This window comes from Thalassospira mesophila, assembly GCF_002115755.1.
Taxonomy (GTDB): domain Bacteria; phylum Pseudomonadota; class Alphaproteobacteria; order Rhodospirillales; family Thalassospiraceae; genus Thalassospira; species Thalassospira mesophila.
Genome location: NZ_JFKA01000004.1, coordinates 237,254 through 260,732, shown reverse-complemented (window position 1 = coordinate 260,732; position 23,479 = coordinate 237,254). Strand labels below are relative to the sequence as shown.

The following is a 23,479-nucleotide window of genomic DNA, read 5'->3' as shown; positions in this document are numbered from 1 at the left end:
ACCCGATGTGTTAAAGAACTGTCACGACTGAAAGGGTGACAAAACCGGCCTTGCAAGTCATACATGGCCAAAATGTCCCGGCCCGACATGACGGAGAACGTACATGGAAAGCAACGAAATTTACGCCCCGCAGCGCATATCGACTGACAGTGATTTGCCGGAAAATGCCGAACGGGACGTTACCCGGCCCGAGGCGGATGGCGAGGATCATGGCGCGATTGAACGCAGCGAAAATCATACTGCCAACCATGACGACTTTGGCGCGGATGACGGCGACGACGATATTTATCATGATAACGATAACCCGACCAAACAGCTGGACCGGGAACTTGCCCGCGAGTTTGCGCGTGAAGCCGACGGCGAACCTGTAACTGAACAGCTAGGTGAACCTACCCGCGAGCGGGCGAGTGAGCCCGCCAGTGCGCCTGCCGTTCTTGCCGGAACCAAGGTTGTGGCACCGGGCAAGGCGGCCAAAGCGGTTCCGGTCTGGATTGATCTGTTTGAGCCAACCGCCAGCGAATTGCGTGCGATCGAGGCCCGTTTCGGGATTGAAGTGCCAACCCGTGAAGAAATGCAGGAAATCGAGCTGTCATCGCGGTTGTATGATGAAGACGGGGCGCTGTTTATGACCGTGACGGTTTTGAACAAGGCCGCCACCGATGATCCTGAATCGATCGCGGTTTCGTTTATCATGGTTAAAAAAACCCTGATCACGTTGCGTTATGCCGACCCGATCCCGTTTAAAACCTTTACCCGCCGGGTTAAACGTTCGCCGGGGCTGGCAAGTTCGGCGGATGCGGTTTTGCTGGGCTTGCTTGAACAGATTGTCGACCGGCTGGCCGATATTATGGAAATTTCGGTGGCTGATCTGGAAAAAATTTCCAATGCGGTGTTTTCCAAGGAAGGCAACGGATCGGATCAGGATCACCACGAAAACCTGCGCCGAATTGGCCGGGCAGGCAACCTTGCCAGCAAAGCCAAGGACAGCCTTTTGAACCTGAACCGGATGGCGTTGTTTTTAAACACGCAAGCCCGGTTTAAAAAGGATGCCAAGGCGCGGTTAAAAACACTTTCGCGCGATATTTTGTCGATTACCGAACATGCCAATTTCGTCGCCAACAAGGTGACATTCCTGCTTGATGCCACATTGGGTATGATCAATCTGGAACAGAATAATATCATCAAGATTTTCTCGGTCGCCGCCGCTGCCTTTTTGCCACCAACCCTGATCGCCAGCATTTACGGCATGAACTTTCAATTCATGCCCGAGCTGCATTGGCAATTTGGTTATCCGCTGGCGATTGCCTTGATGGTTTTATCGGCTGTGGGCCCGCTTTGGTATTTCAAACGCAAAGGCTGGTTGTAAACCGCGCGCGATAGTCGCTTGGGGCCACCGCCAGATGTTTGACAAAACAGCGCCGCATGCGTTCATCATCGCCAAAGCCGCATAAGGCAGCAATGCGGGCGACGGAACTGTCGGTATTTTCCAGATAATTCCGGGCGGCATCAAGCCGCATTTTCTCTAGCGCATGGGCGGGGCCGGTGCCGGTTTCGCGGGCATACAGGCGCGAAAAATTGCGCGGGCTCATATGGGCCTGTGCAGCCAGATCTTCAACACCCAGGCGTAAATGCAGGTTTTTGCGCATCCAGACATGCAAGGTATCAAACCGCCCGTCGCGGTCGTCTGCTTGCTGGGTTAACGGCTGGCTAAATTGTGACTGGCCGCCGGGCCGCTTGATAAACATGATCAGGCCGCGGGCGACGGCCAGGGCGGCGTCCCGGCCCAAATCTTCCTCGATCATGGCAATTGCCATATCAATGCCGGTGGTTACACCGGCTGATGTCCAGACCGGGCCGTCGCGCACATAAATCGGGTCGGCTTTGACATGCGCCTTGGGGAAACGGCTTTGCAACCTGTCGCACCAGCGCCAGTGGGTGACCGCTTTGCGCCCGTCCAATATCCCCGCCGCCCCTAACAAAAATGCCCCGATGCATATCGATGCCATCCGGCGCACCTGCGTTTTTTGCGCCATCAACCAACCCAGCAACGCCGTATCGTTTAGGGCAATTAATGGCTCGTCCGTGCCCGCGATGATCAGGGTATCAATGGGTTTGGCACCAAGGCTGGCAAGGGCGACGGTGGGCAGGGCTATGCCGGTGTCGGTCACAATGGCCCCGCCGCTTTGCGATGCCAGCACGATGTCGTAAGGCCGGGGCCGGGGCAGGTCGGGCGTTGTGGTGTTGGCGGTATGTGCCATCATTAAATTGGCGTCATGAAAGGCCTGTAACGGCCCGGTCACGTCAAGCAAAACCGAATGCGGGGTCATGACAAAAACGATACGGCGCGGCGCAGTCATCCATTTTACCTTTGGTGAAATTGGCATGAATAAAGGGATGTTTGTCATTTATGCCAATTTTATAACAGGTAGTCTAGCCGCCATGTAAGGACGCGCCGATATGTGGTGTGTTCTGTTTTAACAACGCGAAGGGCGTGTCATGATGATCGATATTTTGACGCAAAATCTGCCGGTGCTGATCATGATTGACTGGCAACAAGGGTTTCGTGATCTTGATTATTGGGGGCAGCGCAATAACCCCGATGCGGAAAACAATGCTGCGCGGTTGCTGGCCCACTGGCGCGCACATGGGGGCACTGTCATTCATGTGCAGCATGGGTCAACATCGCCGCAATCGCGGTTATATCCCGGGCAGCCGGGGCATGATTTTGAACATTTCGCCCGCCCGCAAAATGGTGAAGCGGTTTATGGCAAAAACGTTAATTCAGGCTTTATCGGCACCCGCCTTGAGGCCGATTTGCGCGCCGCTGATCGTACTCGTTTGGTGATTTGCGGTATCAGCACCGATCATTGTGTTAATACCACCACCCGCATGGCCGGAAATTTGGGGTTTGACGCGATTTTGGCGGCCGATGCCTGCTTTTGTTTTGATCGCAAGTTGCCCGATGGCCGGGTGTTTGACGCCCAGCTGGTTCACGATGTGCATCTTGCCAGCCTGTCGGGCGAATTTGCCACCATCCTGACAACCGGCCAGATCCTGTCACAGGTCGGTCATTGCGATTGACTTGCAACTTTGTTTGACGCAGTTTGGGCCAAATCGCAGCACAGGAGGCCAAAGTGGCGAAGATTGAAACTCTGGATCATTTACGGGACGTTTATGGTCCTCCGTTAGAAATTGCGCTGCAAAAACAGCTTTCTGCGATTGATAAACATTGCCGGCGCTTTATTGAGCTGGCACCGTTTGCGGTTATTTCATCGGCCGATCAAACCGGGAATGCCGATGTCAGCCCGCGTGGCGACGGGCCGGGGTTTGTCCATGTGCTGGATGAGAAAACGCTTTTGATTCCTGATCGCCCGGGCAACCGCCGCCTTGATACATTGACCAATATTCTGGCGAACCCGCAGGTCGGGTTGCTGTTTTTAGTGCCGGGGATGAACGAAACCCTGCGCATTAACGGCATTGCCGAATTGCGCGATGATCCTGAATTGCTCGATCTGTTTGCCGCGACCGGAAAATTGCCGATCAGCGTGATTAAAATCACGGTGCAGGAAGTTTTTCTGCATTGTGCCAAATCGCTGATGCGCTCGCGTTTGTGGGATGTGACGGCCCAGATCGACCGCAAAACGTTCCCGACTTTGGGCAAAATCATCAAGGACCAATTGTCGATTGAGGGCGGCGAAGAAGCCTCGCAAGAAGAAACCGATGCCCATTTCGCCCGGTCAATTGTCGAGCATGGCTAAACGTATCGAAGGGAAATGTTTCGCATTTTCCAGCCGCGCGTAAATGCCGCTTATTGCCCAAAGGGCACTGTTTTAAAAGAAAAATACCAGATGGCCTGTAAGCCGGGTTCTGTCCATGCGGCGAACCGCACTGTATGGCCATTCATCTGGGACGTTCGTCACCGAACGCCTCCTGCAACCAACCCGAATGGTGGCTCGAAAACCTGCCTGCCGACAACGGCGAACCGTCCGGCCGACCATTCCTATTAGGTTTTGCTCCCGGTGGGGTTTACCATGCGTCCCGCGTTACCGAAGGACCGGTGCGCTCTTACCGCACCCTTTCACCCTTGCCCGATGGCTTGCGCGATCGGGCGGTTTCCTTTCTGTGGCACTTTCCCTAGGGTCGCCCCCGCCAGGCGTTATCTGGCACCGTGTTTCCGTGGAGCCCGGACTTTCCTCCCCGCTTTGCATCGCTGCAATTCAGGGCGGCCATCCAGCCATCTGGTGGGCGCGGTTTACGCCAGCAACGCGCCAAGGTCAAGAAAAAGCCGTATATATACTAAGGGTTGGAGTAGTCCTATCCTTTTGCATGAGAAAGATGCAGGGGAGCCTTGAAAAATTAAACTTTGGGTCCAATACTTAAGGGTAGTATAAAGCCTTGGTTGTTTTTCCCGTTCTTTCACCCCTGCCGTCCCGGAGCCGTTTTTGCGTTTTTTCCTGATAAGTCTGGCCGTTTTAACAGGGCTGTTTGCGTGGATGCCGGATGCTGTCGCGGCTGGTGACAACACCCTGCGCCTGTGTTTCAGCCGCTGGGAGCCTTATGCCTATGACGATGGCGCCGGGCCGACCGGGTTGGCGATAGATATTGCACGTCAGGCGTTTGAAACCTCGGGTTATCGGGTCAGTTTTACGCAAATGCCGCATTCGCGCTGCCATTTTGGGATTCGCTATGGCGTCTATGACGGTGTTTTGTATGAAAGCCTGAATGAAAAAACGGTTGAGCCGCTAACGGCGTCGCATTTTGGCCTGATCAGCCGGGTTCTGGTGGCTGTAGTCCGCGAAAGTTACCCCAAAACAGCCTATCACGGCCCTTCGACCTTTGAAGGGGCCAACTGGCTGCATGTGGCGGGTGATGATTACCCCGACAACATCGTCAACAATCCCGATATGTACAGCGTCGATGTCGGCGAAAATGCCCATGGGCTTTTGATGCTCCGGCGCAATTATGTCGATGTTGTTTTCCGCGATCTGGCCAGCCTTCATTTCGGTGCCGATGCCGTGCGCGAACCGGCGGGCCTTAAAACATTGTTGCCTGCGGTGGATATTGAACCGTTTTATTTGCGGTTGAAAACGTCTTTGTCAGCCCCCCTTGCCGACTATGATAAAACCATCAATACCATGATTGCCGATGGCACCATTGACCGGCTTTATTATAAACATCTGGGGTTTAACCAGATCGCGTTTAGCCGCTATTTTTCTGGCAGCAGTCAACCGGTTTTGCCCCTTGAACGGTTGATGCCCTAAAGCGTATTTCTTTTAATAAGACCCATTTTGTTTGTTTTTGGCGTGTCGTTTGGCAAGGCACAGCGCGCTGCGCGATGCGGCGCATCGGGCGAGCGGTGTAACGCCGCCAAACACCGCCAAAAATAAACCCTGCGGGCCGGTGCAGTCTACCGCCTGGCCGCGTCGAAATCCTTGTCCGTAAACCCATTACGCTCTGCGGACTTCTCCTTGCCAGGCTGTAGACTGCATCGGCAAAATGGATATTATTAAAAGAAATACGCTTTAGGCAAGGTGGCGGCGCACCGTTATAGGGCAGGGCACTGTTTTATCAGGTTTTTCAGGATCGCGATGCTGTGCGCGTTGGCGGGGCCGTTAAGGCATTGCGGATGCCAGTGGCGCTGAAATGCGATGCGGTTTTCGGTTTTTTGCCCCGGGCCATAGCCAAATTGTTGCAATAAACTGTCAAACACCGTTTCCGGATCAACTTCTTTATCATCAGCGTCAGCATCTAAATGCCGGGGCCAAAGGCCAATGCCATTTTCGGCCAGTTGGTGCCAGGGAAACAATTCGCCAGGGTCTTCCTTGCGGTCTGGTGCCATGTCGGAATGGGCAATAATGTTATGGGCGGGAATATTGTGTCGGCGCAATATCGCCTGGCACAGGGTAATAACCGCATCGATCTGGGCAACGGCGAACGGGCGATAGCCAAATTCGTGCCCCGGATTAACAATTTCAATACCGACAGAGCGTGAATTGACATCGGTACAGCCGCGCCAATAGCCGCGCCCGCCATGCCATGCCCGTTTGGATTCAGCCACCAGCTGGTAAATGCAGCCATCTTCCTCGACCATATAATGGGCCGATACCTGGGATGCCGGGTCGCACATGCGGGTTAACGCCATGTCGCCATTGGGCATGCCGGTATAATGCAGCACCAGCATATCAATTGCGCAATCTGCCGGGCGGTCGCCAAAATTGGGCGAGGGGTGCCAGATGACGGGGTGATTGCTTTGTGGGTGCTGGTCTTGCGGCTCCGGCATTGGTTTAATCCATTCCCTGTTCCTGATTTTGCGGTGGTTTGCGCAACATGATAACCGCAACACCGACCAAAACCGTTATCCCGCCGATGATTTTAAAGGTGCTGATCGTTTCGCCAAATATCAGGATGGATCCCGTGACACTGACGACCGGGGCCAGCAACGACCACGGCACCACCTGGTTCACATCATAGGTTTTAAGCAGGTAATACCACGACCCGTACGCCACAATTGACGACATGATAACGGTGAAACTTAAATTTGCCCATGCCATCCAGCTTGCATTCATAACGGCATCAATGGCACCGGGTTCCAGAATAAAGGACAAAACCAGCAATTGCGGCGCTGCCATCAGGGCCATCCAGCCATTCAGTTCGAAGGTGTTAATGTCGCCCAGCTTTTTAATTAACACATTGGCAACGGCCCACATCAAGGCGGCAAACACCACCAGCAGCAACGGCACCTGTAAATGGGTCATTGCCGGGTCCCAGAACATCAGCATCACGCCGACAAAGGCCAGCGTCATGCCCAGCAGGCGTTTCCAGCCTAACCGGTCGTTAAAGAAATAGGTCGCCAGCATTGATGAAAACGGCACGCCCAGCAAAACAATGATGGCGACGGGGCCGGGGTCCAGGACTGACAAGGCGCAAAACAGCACCCCGAAATGGCCGGACCCAAAAACAACCGATAACAAGGCCAGCTTGCCCAGCTTTTTTCGCGGGATTTTGGTGAACGGAACCAGCAACAGGGCCACGGCGGCAAAGCGCATGGCGGTAAGCATCACCGGCGGAATTTCGCTGACCGCCCCTTTGACTGTAAGTATGTTCATGCCCCAGATAAGGGCAACAGAGAATGACAGCAGAGCGGCTTTTATGGGCATGACACAACCTGAAAATGCAGTGGCGATAATTGCGATGGCGCAAAACCACAGCGGCCAATTGACTTTACCTTCATGGTTACGTGTTTGTCTGGAATGACTCAAGCCTGAAGCACGTAACCCCCGGATGCAAAAATGTGCAGCCTGCGTGCATTGTCGTGTGCGTTTTCACCCGTCAATCGGGTTTGCAAACAAAAACAGAGAGAACCGCTTGGCTCTCTCTGTTTGTTAATCTGCGTTAATGAAGCGGTTTTGGCGGTGACAGGGCTTATTCAATACCCAGTTCGTCGCGCATTACTTCAACTTCCAGCCAGCGTTCTTCGGCCTTGGCGGCTTCGGCGCGCGCGGCTTCTATCCGGTCCAGCTTTTTTTGGAAGGCATCAGGGTTGGTGGAAAACAGCTTGCCGTCGGCAAGTTCGCCTTCGATCTGCTTTATTTCGGTTTCCAGTTTTTCAATCTCGGCAGGCAGCGTGTCATAGTCGCGCTGGTCCTTATAGCTGAGTTTGGCCTTGCTTTTGGCTTTGGCCGGGGCCGCATTGCCACCCTTGCCGCCGCCCCGCTTGATTGGCTTGGTGTTGGAAACGCCGGTATCGCTTTCGGCCTTGGCCGACAGGGCGCGCAAATGCACATAATCGGAATAACCACCGGGATATTCGGTGGCAACGCCGTTGCCTTCCATCACGATCGATGACGTCACAACCCGATCGAGAAAATCACGATCATGGCTGACAAGGATCAGGGTGCCTTCATATTCCGACAGCATTTCCTGCAACAGGTCCAGCGTATCCATATCAAGGTCGTTGGTCGGCTCATCCATGATCAGAAGGTTGGTCGGCTTTGCCAGCTGTTTTGCCAGCAATAGCCGGTTACGCTCGCCACCCGACAGGGCTCCAACGGGGCTGCGCGCCTGTTTTTCATCAAACAGAAAATCGCGCAGATAGCTGACCACATGGCGCGGGTTGCCGCGCACCATGATCTGGTCACCGCCAACATCGCACAGGGTATCCCACAGGGTTTTGGTATCATCAAGTGCGGCACGTTTCTGGTCGAAATAGGTCGGCGTCAGGTTGGTGCCGATTTTAATCGTGCCTTCATCGGGTTCGATCTGCCCGGTCAGCATTTTCAAAAGGGTGGTTTTACCCGCCCCGTTCGGACCAATAATGCCAACCTTGTCGCCGCGCAAAATGCGGGTCGAAAAGCCGGAAATAATGTGTTTGTCTTCCCAGGACTTGCCAATCTCGGTGGCTTCAATCACGACCTTGCCCGATGTGGACCCGGAATCGGATGCCAGCGAAATATTGCCAATGCGGCCTTCCTGCTGGGAGCGTTCGTGGCGCATGTCATATAACCGGCGCAAGCGGCCCTGGTTACGTTTACGACGCGCCGAAATGCCCTGTACCGCCCAAACCGATTCCTGGGCAATCAGTTTATCCAGCTTGGCGCGTTCTTCGGCTTCCTTGCGGTAAACTTCTTCGGACCAGTCGTCAAACAGGGCAAAGTTTTGATCGTTACGGCGCATAACCCCGCGATCAAGCCATAAAACACCGTTCGACACCGCGTTCAAAAACGCCCGGTCATGCGAAATCACCACGACGGCACCGCGAAACGCCTTGATCTCGCTTTCCAGCCATTCGATGGTCGGCAAGTCCAAATGGTTGGTCGGCTCGTCAAGCAGCAAAACCTGCGGGTCGGCGATCAGCGCACGCGCAATCGCAGCCCGGCGGCCTTCACCACCCGAAAGATTGTTGGGGTTGGCTTGCGGGTCGATTTTAACCGCATCAAGCAGCATATAGGCCCGATAGGCATACTCGTCTTCGTGATCTTCCAGCGCGCTCAGGACATATTCCTCGACCGTGCTGTATTTATCAAACCGGGGTTCCTGGGCCAGATAGGCCACCTTGCAACCGGGTTGCACAAACCGTTCGCCGCCATCGGCCTCGATTTCACCAGCGATGATTTTTAACAGGGTCGATTTGCCCCCGCCATTACGCCCAACCAGGCACAAACGGTCGCGGTCGCCAATCGCCAGCGATACGTCGGAAAACAGATCATTGCCGCCAAATGTCAGGCGAATGTCGTTAATATTAATCAGCGGTGGCGCCATGAAAAACCAAAACCTTAAAACCGGTGTAAATGTTGCCCCTTGCAAACCGCAAAAAGCGCTGCTGCGCAAGTGAAATCATGATTTCACCAGGCACAGCAGCCGTGCAAAAGCACGGTGACGGGGCATTTTCGCAATTATGCCCGCATCATCGGGATTTATGGCATCCGATGATGGCAATTGATTGCCGTGTTTATCAGATATTGCGTTCCTTGCAAATCTGGTCCCAGGCGGCGTTGATGCGGGCCATTTTTTCGTTGGCCTGTTCGACAAATTCTTCGGGCATGCCCTTGGCCATCAGAAGGTCGGGGTGGTTTTCGCGCGATAATTTGCGATGTGCTGCCTTTAAGTCCTCGTTGCTGGCATCGCGGGTCATGCCCAGTTGTTTATACGGGTCCAATTGCCCGGACGGGGCGGTGTTGCCCTGGTGAACCCGGTCAAAATCAACATCGGCAAAGCCAAAAATATTGGCAACCTTGCGCAGATATTCCTTTTCTGCCGGGTGCAAACTGCCATCAGACAGGGCAATCTGGTGCAGGGCCTCAAGGATGCTTTCCAATACAGCCCGTTCACCGGCAAACATCTGGGCAATCTGGCGGGCATAGGGTTCGTAACCATCGGACGATTTGCGCGCGGCATCAAATATCTGGCCGACCTGGGTGGCATCGGGGCCGCTGACATGAAACAGGCGCTTGAATGCGTTGATTTCCTCGCGGGTGACATTGCCATCGGCTTTGGCCATTTTGGCCGCCAGCACAATAACCCCGGTGGCAAAGGCAATCTGGCGCGGGTCGGCCCCGCCAAACTGGCCTGCACGCTGGCCCCACGGGTTGCCGCCTGCACCTTGTTGGCCCCATGGCCCGCCCTGCGATGAAATGCGTTCCTGGTTAAAGCCGCCCTCTTTGGCTTTATCCACCATGTGCCCGGCGGTCGCACCCAATATGGCGCCTAGCGGTCCGCCCAGGGCAAAACCCGCGGCGCCGCCAATAATTTTTCCCCAAATGCTCATGGTCTCGATGCTCCGGTCTGAAAAGGGCGGTGCAGTGAAACACGGCGCCAGTGGAAAGATTTGCTGCCTGACAAATAAGATACCAACGTCCGCAGGGCAAGCCTGCGCCGTGAATGGGGCAATATCAGCTTTGATTTTAAGACATTCATGTTGAATTTGACAGGGGTGCTGCGCAATGGCGGCGTCATTCACCGCATGGAACGTTTTAATTCCGGTTGCGGCAGCATGTGTTTTGATCGCATCGACCAGATGAAATACCGGCCTTTGTCGCCAGAACGCGGGCGCTTTGATGACAAGTTGTTGATAACAGCACGTGCATCTATGCTTGTCGGAGCATGTTTTTTTGCGATAAAATAACGATAAACCGTTTTCAGGGCGTTAAATACCGTCCGGGTGCGACCGTGGTTTGGGTCCATATATAAAAACAACAGGAACATCGAACATGGCAGAAAAACAGCATATCGTTTCATCTTCGCATCTGGTGTCCGAGCGGGCAGCGGAATTATCCGAACTGGAATTTGCCCTGATCCTGTCTGGTAATGCCTTTAACCGTTGGGTTGTGCGATGCATGCGCGCCGCCGGGGTGCCGGACCTGTCGATCCTTGATATTCTGGTTCTGCATAATGTTAATTCGCGCGAGCGTGAAAAAAGCCTGTCGGAAGTGTGTTTCGTTTTGAATGTTGAAGACAGCCATCTGGTGAATTACGCGTTGAAGAAACTGCGTAAGCTGGGGTTTGTTGATGGCATCAAACGGGGCAAGGAAGTGCATTATGGCACGTCGAAAGAAGGGCGCGATCTGTGCCAGCGCTATCGTGAAGTCCGCGAAGCCTGCCTGATCGAAACCTTTGAACGGCTGGGCGTTAATCACGACGAAGTCGGCGATGTGGCCAAAACCCTGCGCGCGATATCGGGTGTTTATGATCAGGCATCGCGTTCCGCCAGCGCCATGTAAACCGGTTTCCCCGGTGCTATCGCCTTGGGCTGGCCGGGAAATAACCGGGCGGGCGGTGGGGAACAGGCCTGTTTTGCAGTTGGTTTTACCGTGGGTTTTACAGCGGTTTTTTTAAAACGTTTCGAGTCTGTTGTTTTTATAAATCAGCCAAATCAACGGCAGCTTCCTGTGAAGGGGGTTGCCGTTTTTGTTTTGGTACCATTGCCTTTTATGTATCAGTTTTGGGGAATAAATATTTTGTTTCAAGGCGTTAATTCTGGTTTTTGGTGACTAAAAAATGGGCATCCAGCTTTTTGCATGGCAGCCCTGAAATGACGTTGACAAAATAACGATAAAATGTGACCGTTTTGTTGGAAGGCTGATCTAAAAACCAAAAACGGGAGACTAAAAATGATGAAAAAAGCGCTTTCGGCAGTTGCTCTGGCGGCAATGACTTTTTCGGCAGGGGCAGCAATGGCGGCTGAGAAATGGGATATGGCAACGCCCTATCCTGATGCGACATTCCATACCCAGAATATCATGGAATTTGCCAAGGATGTGGAAACCGCAACCAATGGCGAATTGTCCCTGACCGTTCATTCGGGCGGCTCGCTGTTTAAACATGCGGAAATCAAACGGTCGGTCCAGCGCGGTCTGGTGCCAATTGGCGAAGTTCTGATTTCGCTTCTGGCCAATGAAGACCCGATTTACACCGTCGATGCGATACCGTTTCTCGCCACCAGCTATGATGATGCGAAGAAACTGTGGGACGTTTCACGCAGCGCCATCGAAGCCAAGCTGGAAAAAGACGGTCTGAAAGTTCTTTATGCGGTGCCGTGGCCGTCACAGGGCCTTTATACCGCCAAGGAAGTTAATTCGGTTGCCGACCTTAAAGGGCTTAAATTCCGGGCATACAACACCACCACGTCGCAACTGGCCCAGTTGACCGGCATGGTCGCAACCCAGGTTGAAGTACCGGAAATTCCGACCGCCTTTGCCACCGGCATTGTTGAAGCCATGATGACATCCCCTTCGACCGGGGCGAATTCCAAGGCATGGGACTTTGTAGATAATTTTTATGACGTGCAGGCATGGTTGCCCAAAAATATGGTGATTGTGAACGCCAAATCGTTTGATCACCTGTCGGCTGATGTGCAGAAAGCAGTGATGGATGCGGCCGCCAAAGCCGAAACGCGCGGCTGGAAAATGAGCATGGCCGAAGCCGATGCCAAAAAAGCCGAACTTAAAGAAAACGGCATGAATGTTGCCGCCCCCAGCGCCGAACTTAAAGACGGCCTGGCAAAAGCAGGCGACAAAATGGTGGCTGACTGGTTGAAAGAAACCGGTGACGAAGGCCAGGCCATTATCGACGCCTACAAGAAATAACATCCTCCCTTGGGTTGCCGGGGTTCGGTATCAATCCGACCCCCGGACAACCAACCGTCAAAATGATATTCTGTCTGTTAATGTCAACCACCGGGTTTGCCGGGCGGAAAGGGGATTGTTGTGCGTAAATCACTGGATATTCTTTTTGGAATAACGTCGATTTTGGCAGCTGTGTTTCTGGTGACGATCGCACTGCTTATTCTTTCACAGTCCATCGGGCGTCTGTTGGGGCATGTCATTCCCGATGCCAACGATCTGGCCGGGTTTTGCCTGGCAGCGGGCACGTTCCTTGCCCTGGGGCCGTCGTTGCGGCAGGGCTCGCACATTCGGGTGTTGCTGGTGGTCAGCCACCTTACCGGAATGACCCGCCGGGTAATGGAACTGTTAACCCTGGTCTTTGCCGTGTTTCTGGCCGGTTATTTTACCTGGTGGATGGGGGTTTTATCGCAGGAAAGTTTTTCCTACGGCGATGCCTCTCCCGGTGTGCTGGCGTTCCCGTTATGGATACCGCAATCGGCCATGACCTTTGGTTTGGCCATGCTGACACTTGCCCTGATCGAAGGCCTGATAGACACGCTTTGGGGTCGGCCCACCGTTTTTGCCGATCGCGAAACCAGCGACATGACCGAATAGGGGAGTATGGTCACATGGAAGTACTTGAAATCGGCCTGATCCTGATGGCGCTGCTGTTTTTGTTTCTGGGTGCGGGTCTGTGGGTGGCATTGTCGTTGTTTGCCGTTGGCATTATTGGTCTCGGGTTTTTCTCGGGCGCGCAAACCGGCCCGGTTATGGCCACCACCGCCTGGAGCAGCATTGCCACCTGGTCGCTGGCCCCGTTACCTTTGTTTATCTGGATGGGCGAAATTCTGTTTCGGTCCCGCCTGTCCGAAGACATGTTTACCGGCCTTGCCCCGTGGCTGAACAAACTGCCCGGTCGGCTGTTGCATGTGAATATTCTGGGCTGCGGCATTTTTGCGGCTGTGTCGGGGTCGTCTGCGGCAACGGCAGCCACCATTGGCCGCATGTCGATCCCCGAATTGCGCAAGCAGGGCTATGCCGACAAACTGATTTTGGGCACCCTTGCCGGGTCTGGCACGCTGGGTTTGCTTATTCCGCCTTCGATCATTCTGATTGTCTATGGGGTGTCGGCCGAACTGTCGATTGCGCGGCTGTTTATTGCCGGGGTGTTGCCGGGCATCATGCTGATTGTTCTGTTTATGGGCTTTGTCATGATCTGGGCGACCATCCACAAGGATAAAATGCCCCCCGCCGCACCGAGTATGCCGTTTATGGACAAGGTTCGTGCATCGGGCCGGCTTATTCCGGTGATCTTGCTGATTACCGCTGTTATTGGCTCCATTTACGGCGGCATTGCCACCCCGACCGAGGCCGCAGCCTTTGGTGTGGTAGGATCCCTGATCCTGTCGGCCTTTAGCCGCACGTTAAACTGGGCCAGCTTTGTTGATGGGCTGATGGGGGCTACCCGCACATCGTGCATGATCTGCTTTATTCTGGCCGGGGCGTCGATTTTAACCGTCGCCATGGGCTTTACCGGCATTCCGCGCGAACTGGCCGGGCTGATTTCGGATATGAACCTGTCGCCCTATGCCCTGCTGGCGATGCTGACCTTGTTCTTCATTGTTATGGGCTGTTTTCTTGATGGCATTTCGGTGGTGGTTTTAACCACATCGGTGATCCTGCCGATGGTGCAGGCGGCCCATATCGACCTGTTATGGTTTGGCATTTACGTGGTGCTGGTGGTTGAAATGTCGCAAATCACCCCGCCGGTTGGCTTTAACCTGTTTGTTTTGCAAGGGCTTACCGGAAAAAACCTGTTTTCCATCGCCCTTGCGGCCCTGCCGTTCTTCTTTTTGCTGATGGGGGCTGTGGCCCTGATCACGATTTTCCCCGGCATTGCCACCTGGCTGCCCGCACAAATGAATTAGGCAAATGAATTAGGCACTGTGCAACCGGCACGGCCGGTTGCGCTGCCCCGCTATTTCTGAATTTCCGATGCTCAAGGAGTAAGCATCATGGCTTCGCATGACAAAAACACGACCCAAACCAACAACGCCGATACTGCAAAATGGCAGTTCTGGGTGGACCGTGGCGGCACCTTTACCGATATTGTTGCCCGCAAGCCCGATGGAACCCTGCTAACCCACAAATTGCTGTCGGAAAACCCGGAACGTTACAAGGATGCCGCCATTCAGGGCATTCGCGAATTGTTAAATGTTGCCCCCGGCGATGATATCCCGGCACATCTGATCGAAGCGGTTAAAATGGGCACCACGGTGGCTACCAATGCCTTGCTCGAACGCAAAGGCGACCGCACCGTTCTGGTCACCACGGCGGGTTTTCGCGATGCCTTGCGCATTGCTTATCAAAACCGTCCGCGCCTGTTTGACCGCAACGTTAAACTGCCCGAATCCCTGTATGAACAGGTGATCGAGGCCGCCGAACGCTTTAACGCGCAGGGCGAGGAACTGACAGCGCTGGACCGCGACCAGTTGCGCTATGACTTGCAAACCGCCTTTGATGACGGCATTCGTGCCTGCGCCATTGTGTTTATGCATGGCTATCGTTACAGCGCGCACGAAATGGCGGCGGCTGAAATTGCGCGCGATATCGGCTTTACCCAGGTATCCGTCAGCCACGAGGTCAGCCCGCTGATGAAGCTGGTGTCGCGCGGCGATACCACGGTGGTCGATGCCTATCTGTCGCCGATTTTGCGGCGCTATGTCGATCAGGTTGCCGGTCAGCTTGGCGGTGTGAAACTGATGTTCATGCAGTCTAACGGCGGGTTGACCGATGCGTCCAAATTCCAGGGCAAGGATGCCATTCTGTCGGGTCCGGCGGGCGGTGTTGTTGGCATGGTGCGTACGGCCGAAATGGATGGCTATAAACAGGTCATCGGTTTTGACATGGGCGGCACATCGACCGACGTTTCGCATTATGACGGCGAATATGAACGCGATTTTGAAACCCAGGTTGCCGGGGTGCGCATGCGCGCGCCGATGATGAAAATCCATACCGTTGCGGCGGGTGGTGGCTCGATCCTGCATTTTGATGGCGCACGTTTCCGCGTTGGCCCTGACAGTGCCGGTGCCAATCCCGGCCCTGCGGCTTATCGTCGCGGCGGGCCGCTGGCGGTGACCGATATTAACGTGATGCTGGGCAAGGTTCAGCCCGATTTTTTCCCGCCGGTTTTTGGCCCCGAAGGCAACGAACCGTTAGATGAGGAAGCAGTTAAAACCCGCTTTGCCGAAATGGCGGCCAAAATCAAGGCCGACACTGGCAATGACATGACCAGCGAAGAAGTGGCCGAGGGTTTTCTGCGCATCGCGGTCGAAAACATGGCCAACGCGATCAAGCAAATTTCGGTACAGCGCGGTTATGATGTGTCGGATTATATTTTGCAATGTTTCGGCGGGGCCGGCGGGCAGCATGCCTGCCAGGTGGCCGATACGCTGGGCATGACCCGGGTTTTCGTTCATCCCTTTGCCGGGGTGTTATCGGCCTATGGCATGGGCGTGGCCGATATCCGCGCCATGCGTGAACAGGCCGTTGAAGCCCGCCTTGAAAGTGACGAGCTGGCAAACCTTGATCAGCAGCTTGATAAGCTGGGTGTTGAGGCACGCGCCGAACTGCACGAACAGGGCATTAATGATGATAAAATCAGCCTGCTGAAAAAGCTGCATTTGCGTTATGACGGCACCGATAACCCGTTGATTGTTGATTTTGGCAGTGCCGAGGCGATTACCGCCCAGTTTGAAGACCAGCACAAACAGCGTTACGGCTTTGTCATGGCTGAAAAACCGCTGGTGGTCGAAGCCGTGGCGGTGGAGGCGATTGGCGAAACCGAAAGCCTGCCAGATGCCCAGGCCGTTGAAATGGGCGATAGCGCAGTCGCGGCCCTTGCAACCCGCCGGGTGGTATTTGGCGGTGAAGCCCACGACACGCCGTTTTACAAGCGCGAAGACATGAAACCGGGTGCCGTTGTAAGCGGCCCGTGCGTGATTGTTGAACCGGTGGGCACCACCGTGATTGATCCGGGCTGGGAAGCAAAGGTGAATGGCCGCGATCATTTGGTGGTAACGCGTGTTGTACCGCTTAAACGCAGCGAAGCCATTGGCACCGAAGCCGACCCGGTGATGCTGGAGGTTTTCAACAACCTGTTCATGAACATTGCCGAACAGATGGGGGTCACGCTCGCCAATACATCTTACTCGGTCAATATCAAGGAACGGCTGGACTTTTCCTGTGCGCTGTTTGACCAGCAAGGCTTGCTGATTGCCAATGCCCCGCATATGCCGGTGCATTTGGGCTCCATGGGGGAATCCGTTCAGGCAGTGATGACCAAAAACGCCGGGAATATGAAGGCGGGCGACGTTTATATCCTTAACGATCCCTATAATGGCGGCACCCATTTGCCTGATATTACCGCCATTACCCCGGTGTTTGATGATGACGGCAAAAGCATTCTGTTTTACGTCGCCTCGCGCGGCCATCATGCCGATGTTGGTGGCATTACGCCCGGTTCCATGCCGCCCAATTCCCGCGTGCTGGAGGAAGAAGGCGTTCTGATCGACAATTTCAAACTGGTTGATCAGGGCAAGTTTGACGAAGCCGGTTTAACTGCCTTGCTCGAAGGGGCGACTTACCCGGCGCGTAACCCGTATCAGAACATCGCCGATTTGCAGGCCCAGATTGCGGCCAACGAAAAGGGTGTTCAGGAACTGCGCAAAATGGTCGATCATTTCGGCCTTGATGTTGTTCATGCCTATATGAAGCATGTGCAGGATAACGCCGAAGAAAGCGTTCGCCGGGTGCTTGCTGGCTTGAATGACGGCGAATTTGCCTATGAAATGGATAACGGTGCCGTTGTTCGCGTCAAGGTCACCATCAACAAGGAAGATCGTTCAGCAACGGTTGATTTCACCGGCACATCGTCGCAGCTTGATAACAATTTCAATGCACCGTCGGCGGTGACACGGGCGGCTGTGCTGTATGTGTTTAGAACACTGGTGGATGATGACATTCCGCTGAATGCCGGCTGTCTGAAACCGGTGGATCTGATTGTGCCGGAAGGTTCGATGTTGAACCCGGTTCACCCTGCTGCGGTTGTGGCGGGCAATGTTGAAACCAGCCAGCATGTCACCGATGCGCTTTATGCCGCCCTTGGCACCATGTCGGGCGCGCAGGGCACGATGAACAACTTCACCTATGGCAATGATGAACACCAATATTACGAAACCATCTGCGGCGGTACCGGGGCGGGGCCGGGCTATAACGGAACGTCAGGTGTGCATACGCACATGACCAACTCGCGTCTGACCGACCCCGAAGTGCTGGAATGGCGCTTTCCGGTCCTGCTTGAAAGTTTCGGTATTCGTACCGGCTCTGGCGGGGATGGCGAATTCAAGGGCGGGGATGGCACAGTACGCCGGGTTCGTTTCCTTGAAAAAATGACGGCATCCATCCTGTCCAACCATCGTCGCGTGCCGGTTCAGGCCGTTGCTGGCGGCAAGCCGGGCAAGCTGGGCCGCAATGCGGTTGAACGCACCGATGGCACAGTAACCGAACTTAAAGGTACCGATGGCACCGAAATGAATCCCGGTGATGTTTTCATCATCGAGACCCCGGGTGGCGGCGGCTACGGCAAAGCCTGAGACCCCCATCTCAGACCTTTGCCCGCCAACACCCAATAATGGGCTGCTCCCTTCAGCAGTTCGGCATCAAGTGATGCTCCCTTAAAAACTTGCCGCCCGGGAGACCGGGCGGCTTTTTTACTTTACCAGTAACGGAAGATACGTTGAATTTTTGGAGGAATGTATCCGGAATTTTACTCAAGAGAAGGGAAGTGGAGGTCCTTTATAAGTTCTTTGGCTAATTTCTCTTTTTCGTTGTTTTCAATTGACTTTTTTACTGTCGGACGGGGGGGGAGATCTAATTGAAAACGAATGATATCTCCTAAGCGAGGATAAATGTCATTGTGTCTCGATCCGTATCTCACCCATTTGTTGTCTTCATCCCAAGTCCCGGCATCAAGGTTGGTTTGACTTGGGATGTATATATATTCCTCGATGCCGGGAAATTTTTTATTTCTATCTTCTTCATTGTAAAACAATGATCGCCATACTTCGTTTTCGTGGCTAAAGATTAGTTTGCCATCTTTAATTTCTGAAAACAATTTGCTCAAAGACTGTTGATCTCTAATTGCAGGTGTTCCATAGCCGAGGTCAAAAGATAGTTTCGCTAATGCCTTTAATACGACAGGCTGTTGTGAAATAGTTTTAGCTTTGGCACCATCTTTTCCAAAGTGTTTAATGCTCGAGACAGCGTTCCAAAATTTTCTACCAAACTCAGATCTCTCTTCGATGATAGACGGAGTTGCCGTGTTTGATGTCGTTTTCCCAAGTAAAAGCAAACTATTTATTTGTTTTAAATCTTTTCTTTTTAGCTGCCCTTTGTCTTTGTGCCAATCCGATTGATCTTCATCAGAAGGTTGAAATGGCAAAATTTTTTCTGAAATTAGTATGTCGTTAATGTACTTGTTGATCGGGTCAGCATGGTCGAAGCTATTTACAAACGATACTTGGACAGTTTTTGATTTTGAGTTTAGATCAACAAACATTTGCTGTTCTTGCTCAGCGTTCAATCCGAGATGGATTTCTATAGCCAGTGTCGATCGGGTCAAGGCTAAATCAAGAACATCCTGCCAAAAATCGTTTTCTGATTCACTGATTATTTCTCCATTATAGCTAGAAGGTGAAAATATACCTCGTTTTGGATATTTGTATGTTCTGCAGACGTCTTTTAAAAAATCGAGAACTTGTTCAAACCCTGCGCGGCGATGCTGACCGTCAACCACATATAGTAATTGACGTTGTCCTAATGGGACCTTGTAAACACCAGTATCAATATCTAGTCGATCTTTTATCGGTTGTACCTGTAAGTCAGTGCCCCCGAACTGGCAATTTCTGATGTTGCAAACGACAGGTTGTAATGAGGCATACGGGCCATTTGGTAATGATGAGGCGATTTTTTTAATTTCTTCTGAAACCGACTTTCCCTGTTTGTTTCTTATTCTAATTTGCGACTTAACAAGTCCCATTAACGTGTATTGGGCTAAACCTTTGACATGGGCAGGGATCAAGTTTCTTTGAGCAATCGCTTCTTCTTTGAATGCCTCATGGGATGAGTTGTTACTTTTGTTGGCTACCCACGACATGTCAATGAACTGACGTAGTGTCATCGACGTTTTTAGCGTGGTGTACCCTAAATTTTCCCCGACCAATACGGTCAGGGTTTGAACTTGTGAATCAATGTTGTTGGCTACATCGCCGAGAGATCTTGTCGGTTCCATTGTCATTCTCCGGTTGACTTTATTAAACCCAGGATGTTGTTTTTTTTAATCCAGGTCAATGTATTTTTTCGCCTGGTTATTTTTTTTGATTCCCTGGTTTTTTTCAGGCGGTGAATGGAGATTGGAAGCGCTCGATTTTTTGTTGTACCTCACCTGTGGTTCTGGTCAGTTTCTTTGCGCAGACTGTAATTGGTCTTGGCAGTCAAGGCTTGCTGAGATGGATGTAATGGTTACATTTGTCTGGTACGGCAACTGATTGCGCCACCCTTTTTCCCGCTTCATTCGACAGGACAGGCTCACATTGAAATTTCTAATCCAGTATCAACGTTACGCGGTTCTTGCCTGCGTGACGCTTCTTGCGATTGTATCGGTTGTGTGTGTGCCTTTTCTCGGCGCGTGGCTGTGGCTGCCTGCTGTGATATTTGGCGGGTTGATGCTGGTGGGCTGGTATGACATTCGGCAGAACAAACACGCCATTTTGCGCAATTATCCGGTCAGCGGGCATATCCGGTTTATTCTGGAAAGTTTCCGCCCGGAAATTCGCCAATATATGATCGAAGGCGATCACGACAAATTGCCGTTCAGCCGACAGGACCGGGGGCTGGTGTATCAGCGCGCCAAGGGCGTTGAAGACAAGCGCCCCTTTGGTACAATCGAGGATGTGTATAGTTCGGGCTATGCCTGGCTGACCCATTCAGTCACACCAACGGCAATTGTCGGAACTGATTTTCGCGTTCAGGTCGGCGGGCCACAATGCAAACAACCCTACGATGCCAGCCTTTATAATATTTCCGCCATGAGCTTTGGCTCGCTTTCGGGCAATGCCATATTGGCGTTAAATAGCGGGGCAAAAAAAGGCGGCTTTGCCCATGATACCGGCGAAGGCAGCATCAGCCGTTATCACCGCCAGGGTGGGGGCGATCTGATTTATCAGGTCGCGTCGGGGTATTTTGGCTGCCGCAATGATGATGGCAGTTTTTCGCCCGAGAAATTCGCCGAAACCGCGGTCGACCCCCAGGTTAAAATGATCGAGGTGAAGCTAAGCCAGGGGGCAAAACCCGGCCATGGCGGTTTGTTGCCTGCGGCCAAAATCACCGAGGAAATTTCCGAGGCGCGGGGCATCCCGATGGGGATTGATTGCGTTTCACCTGCAGCCCACAGCACCTTTTCCACGCCGGTCGGCCTGATGGAATTTATTGGCAAGCTGCGCGATCTTTCGGGCGGCAAGCCGGTTGGCTTCAAGCTGTGCATTGGGCATCGCCGTGAATTTATGTGCATGATTAAAGCGATGCTGAAAACCGGCATTGTGCCCGATTTTATTGTGGTTGACGGCAAGGAAGGTGGCACCGGCGCCGCCCCGGTGGAGTTTGTGAACCGCGTTGGCATGCCCATGCATGAAGGACTGACCTTTGTGCATAATGCCCTGCGCGGGGCGGGTATTCGTGATCAGATCAAAATTGGCGCGGCGGGTAAAATCGTTTCGGCGTTTGATATTGCCCAAACCTTTGCGCTGGGCGCAGACTGGTGCAATGCGGCGCGTGGTTTCATGTTTGCGCTGGGCTGTATTCAGGCGCAATCATGCCATACCAATAAATGCCCGGTTGGCATCGCCACACAAGACCCGATGCGCCAGCGTGCCATTGATGTGGGTGACAAAAGCGACCGTGTGGCACGTTTCCACAACAATACCCTGCATGCCCTTGCCGAAATCACCGGCGCGGCTGGCTTGCGCGACCCGCGCGATTTTATGCCCTATCACTTCATGTTCCGGCAAAAAGACAACGAGTTTCGCGACGGGAACGAGGTTTATCCCTATTTGCCAGAAGGTTTTCTGGTATCTGGCCCCGAAATTCCGGAGCTTTCGGACTGGCACAGCCGCTGGGACCGGGCTTCGGCCGAAACCTTTGCTGCGCGAGAAATTCCGTTTGGTCCGTTTAAACGGCGTCCAATGGCGCTTGGCACCTGATTTTGCACGGGGCCTGTAGCGGAAATCGGGGTGGGGGTTTTGCGGCCTGCCCCGAAAATGCTGGGCAATTATGATGTACGGGCTGCCAGCAAACTGTCGTTTTTGCTGTTAACACCCAAAAGTCCTTCGGGCTTTAAAATCAGCACCAGTGCCAGCAAGCCAAAAACGGCGGCGTCGCGGTACGGATCGCCGAAATAGCCGGTCCAGAGTGATTCTAAAAGGCCCAGCAATATTCCCCCCAGCCACGCGCCCCGAACCATGCCGATCCCGCCCAGCACGGCGGCGGTCAGGGCCTTGAAGCCGAACAGGGTGCCGGAGTGAAAATTGATCACGCCATAGCGCAGTGCAAGGATGGCCCCGGCAATACCGCATAACATTCCGGCCAGGGCAAAGGTTTGGGCTTCAACCTTGTGCAGGCGCACCCCGCACAGGGCGGCGGCAAAGCGGTCCTGGCTGATGGCGTGCCAGGCGCGGCCAAAGGCGGTTTTATGCATTAATCCCTGCAAAATGATGCAGGTTGCCCCGGCAAGCAGAAGGGCCAGAATGTCGAACCCGTCGAGAGTGACGATGAAGGACCCGCCGCGTACCAGTGGCACGTTGAATTGCCAGATTGGTGGCAGGTTAAAATTGCGTGCAGACCATGCAATGCGCACAAATTCCTGAATAACCAACGCACAACCCAGCGATGCCACGATCATTGCCTGCCCATTGGCGCGCCCCCGGCCCAGCGGCCCAAACACCCAGCGCCACGATAAAAGCCCCAGCCCGGCGCCATAGGCCATGGCGGCAAGCACCGCACAGATAACAATGAACGTAATATGCCAGCCAATACCGCCATAAACGGCCAGACTGGCCACCATAGCGGCGACCGCACCCACCATCAGCATTTCGCCAAAGGCAAGGTTGATGCGGCCAATCAGGCCGTAAATCAGGGTAAAGGGCAGGGCCAGCAAGGCATAAACCGCCCCGCGTGACAGACCCGATAAGGTGAGCTGTGCGGCAAAGGCCGCATCGTGGCCAATATCGGCAACGTTGGGCAGGGTGGCGGTGCGGCTGGCATCGTCAAAAAACGCCAAGGCGCTTGGCCCGACCCGGTTGATCCAGAAACGGTCAAGCAGGGCCAGCTGGCTGTCGGGCAGGGGGCCAAAACGTGATGTCGTAATGCCGATAAGGGGAACACGTAAACCGGGTGTTTTTGCCGGGGCAAACTGGCAGGTTATGCTATGCGCAAAGGCAGGGGGGCCTTCACCGGCCAGCGGCAGATTATCGGAAATCGCCCCGTCATTATCGCCAAAATAAGGCACGCTGTCGGGCAGGATTTGATAAATCAGGGTGATGGTATCGGCAGATGGGTTGATGTCGGGCGCGGTGAGAAGATGAAAGCGTAACCCGCTATTTTCAACGCCGGGCAGGGCAAGGCGGCAAATATTGAATTTATAAAAATCCTGTTTTTCGCACCCGGCCAAAAGCAGAGGCAACAATAGCCCCAGCAAAATATGCCAGCCCCTGATCGACCATCCCCGCCCCATTTTTCACCCTGTATGTTTGGGTAGGACATAGTGC

18 protein-coding genes and 1 other RNA gene are annotated in these 23,479 nt (G+C 53.7%); 11 read left to right on the top strand and 8 right to left on the bottom strand.

The window, feature by feature from the left end:
* Nucleotides 1-103 precede the first annotated feature (103 nt).
* A complete protein-coding gene (gene corA / locus TMES_RS11365; RefSeq protein WP_085582533.1) occupies nt 104-1,366 on the top strand; it encodes a magnesium/cobalt transporter CorA in 1,263 nt (420 codons plus the stop codon).
* Here corA and TMES_RS11360 read toward each other — a convergent pair.
* Nucleotides 1,344-2,357, bottom strand: a complete 1,014-nt coding sequence (locus tag TMES_RS11360) for a GlxA family transcriptional regulator (RefSeq protein ID WP_211275911.1) — start codon at nt 2,355-2,357, stop codon at nt 1,344-1,346. The genes corA and TMES_RS11360 overlap by 23 nt on opposite strands.
* A gap of 139 nt (nt 2,358-2,496) precedes the next feature.
* Here TMES_RS11360 and TMES_RS11355 point away from each other — a divergent pair, with 139 nt between their 5' ends.
* Both TMES_RS11355 and TMES_RS11350 read left to right on the top strand, forming a co-directional pair.
* A complete protein-coding gene (locus TMES_RS11355; protein ID WP_143589631.1) occupies nt 2,497-3,081 on the top strand; it encodes a cysteine hydrolase family protein in 585 nt (194 codons plus the stop codon).
* A gap of 53 nt (nt 3,082-3,134) precedes the next feature.
* Nucleotides 3,135-3,758 carry a pyridoxamine 5'-phosphate oxidase family protein gene (locus TMES_RS11350; RefSeq protein ID WP_085582531.1) on the top strand — a complete coding sequence of 208 codons (624 nt, stop codon included), beginning with the start codon at nt 3,135-3,137 and terminating at the stop codon, nt 3,756-3,758.
* A gap of 82 nt (nt 3,759-3,840) precedes the next feature.
* Here the strand turns inward: TMES_RS11350 and rnpB are convergent.
* An RNA gene (gene rnpB, locus TMES_RS11345) (RNase P RNA component class A) lies at nt 3,841-4,242 on the bottom strand.
* Between the two features lie 251 nt (nt 4,243-4,493).
* Here rnpB and TMES_RS11340 point away from each other — a divergent pair.
* Nucleotides 4,494-5,261, top strand: a complete 768-nt coding sequence (locus TMES_RS11340) for a substrate-binding periplasmic protein (protein WP_143589630.1) — start codon at nt 4,494-4,496, stop codon at nt 5,259-5,261.
* A gap of 284 nt (nt 5,262-5,545) precedes the next feature.
* Here the strand turns inward: TMES_RS11340 and TMES_RS11335 are convergent, their stop codons facing one another.
* From TMES_RS11335 to TMES_RS11320, 4 genes are all read right to left on the bottom strand, one after another.
* A complete protein-coding gene (locus TMES_RS11335; RefSeq protein WP_085582527.1) occupies nt 5,546-6,280 on the bottom strand; it encodes an N-acetylmuramoyl-L-alanine amidase in 735 nt (244 codons plus the stop codon).
* Nucleotides 6,281-6,284: 4 nt separating this feature from the next.
* A complete protein-coding gene (locus tag TMES_RS11330) occupies nt 6,285-7,157 on the bottom strand; it encodes a DMT family transporter (RefSeq protein ID WP_085582525.1) in 873 nt (290 codons plus the stop codon).
* A 265-nt stretch (nt 7,158-7,422) separates the two neighbouring features.
* Nucleotides 7,423-9,258, bottom strand: coding sequence for an ATP-binding cassette domain-containing protein (locus tag TMES_RS11325; protein WP_085582523.1), 1,836 nt, complete (start codon nt 9,256-9,258; stop codon nt 7,423-7,425).
* Between the two features lie 193 nt (nt 9,259-9,451).
* Complete coding sequence (locus TMES_RS11320; protein ID WP_085582521.1) at nt 9,452-10,264, bottom strand: TerB family tellurite resistance protein; 813 nt, start codon at nt 10,262-10,264, stop codon at nt 9,452-9,454.
* A 442-nt stretch (nt 10,265-10,706) separates the two neighbouring features.
* Here TMES_RS11320 and TMES_RS11310 point away from each other — a divergent pair, with 442 nt between their 5' ends.
* The 6 genes from TMES_RS11310 to TMES_RS11285 all read left to right on the top strand — a co-directional run bounded on the left by TMES_RS11310 (nt 10,707) and on the right by TMES_RS11285 (nt 18,253).
* Nucleotides 10,707-11,216, top strand: a complete 510-nt coding sequence (locus TMES_RS11310) for a winged helix DNA-binding protein (RefSeq protein WP_085582517.1) — start codon at nt 10,707-10,709, stop codon at nt 11,214-11,216.
* Between the two features lie 24 nt (nt 11,217-11,240).
* Nucleotides 11,241-11,486, top strand: a complete 246-nt coding sequence (locus tag TMES_RS11305) for a hypothetical protein (RefSeq protein WP_085582515.1) — start codon at nt 11,241-11,243, stop codon at nt 11,484-11,486.
* Between the two features lie 120 nt (nt 11,487-11,606).
* Nucleotides 11,607-12,581, top strand: coding sequence for a TRAP transporter substrate-binding protein (locus TMES_RS11300; RefSeq protein ID WP_085582513.1), 975 nt, complete (start codon nt 11,607-11,609; stop codon nt 12,579-12,581).
* A 120-nt stretch (nt 12,582-12,701) separates the two neighbouring features.
* The gene (locus TMES_RS11295; RefSeq protein ID WP_085582862.1) at nt 12,702-13,214 is read left to right on the top strand and encodes a TRAP transporter small permease; all 513 of its coding nucleotides are present in this window, start codon (nt 12,702-12,704) and stop codon (nt 13,212-13,214) included.
* Between the two features lie 14 nt (nt 13,215-13,228).
* Complete coding sequence (locus TMES_RS11290; protein ID WP_085582511.1) at nt 13,229-14,527, top strand: TRAP transporter large permease; 1,299 nt, start codon at nt 13,229-13,231, stop codon at nt 14,525-14,527.
* Nucleotides 14,528-14,614: 87 nt separating this feature from the next.
* Entirely contained in the window at nt 14,615-18,253 is a 3,639-nt protein-coding gene (locus TMES_RS11285) for a hydantoinase B/oxoprolinase family protein (protein ID WP_085582509.1), read from the top strand.
* Between the two features lie 173 nt (nt 18,254-18,426).
* Here TMES_RS11285 and TMES_RS11280 read toward each other — a convergent pair whose 3' ends face one another.
* Nucleotides 18,427-19,950 (bottom strand): DNA sulfur modification protein DndB, encoded by a 1,524-nt coding sequence (locus tag TMES_RS11280; RefSeq protein ID WP_158091228.1) that lies wholly within the window; start codon nt 19,948-19,950, stop codon nt 18,427-18,429.
* Between the two features lie 301 nt (nt 19,951-20,251).
* Here TMES_RS11280 and TMES_RS11275 point away from each other — a divergent pair, with 301 nt between their 5' ends.
* Entirely contained in the window at nt 20,252-21,916 is a 1,665-nt protein-coding gene (locus TMES_RS11275; protein WP_211275910.1) for an FMN-binding glutamate synthase family protein, read from the top strand.
* A gap of 68 nt (nt 21,917-21,984) precedes the next feature.
* On the opposite strand, the gene TMES_RS11270 is transcribed toward TMES_RS11275, so the two are convergent.
* The gene (locus TMES_RS11270; RefSeq protein WP_085582505.1) at nt 21,985-23,445 is read right to left on the bottom strand and encodes a branched-chain amino acid ABC transporter permease; all 1,461 of its coding nucleotides are present in this window, start codon (nt 23,443-23,445) and stop codon (nt 21,985-21,987) included.
* Nucleotides 23,446-23,479: the final 34 nt, after the last annotated feature.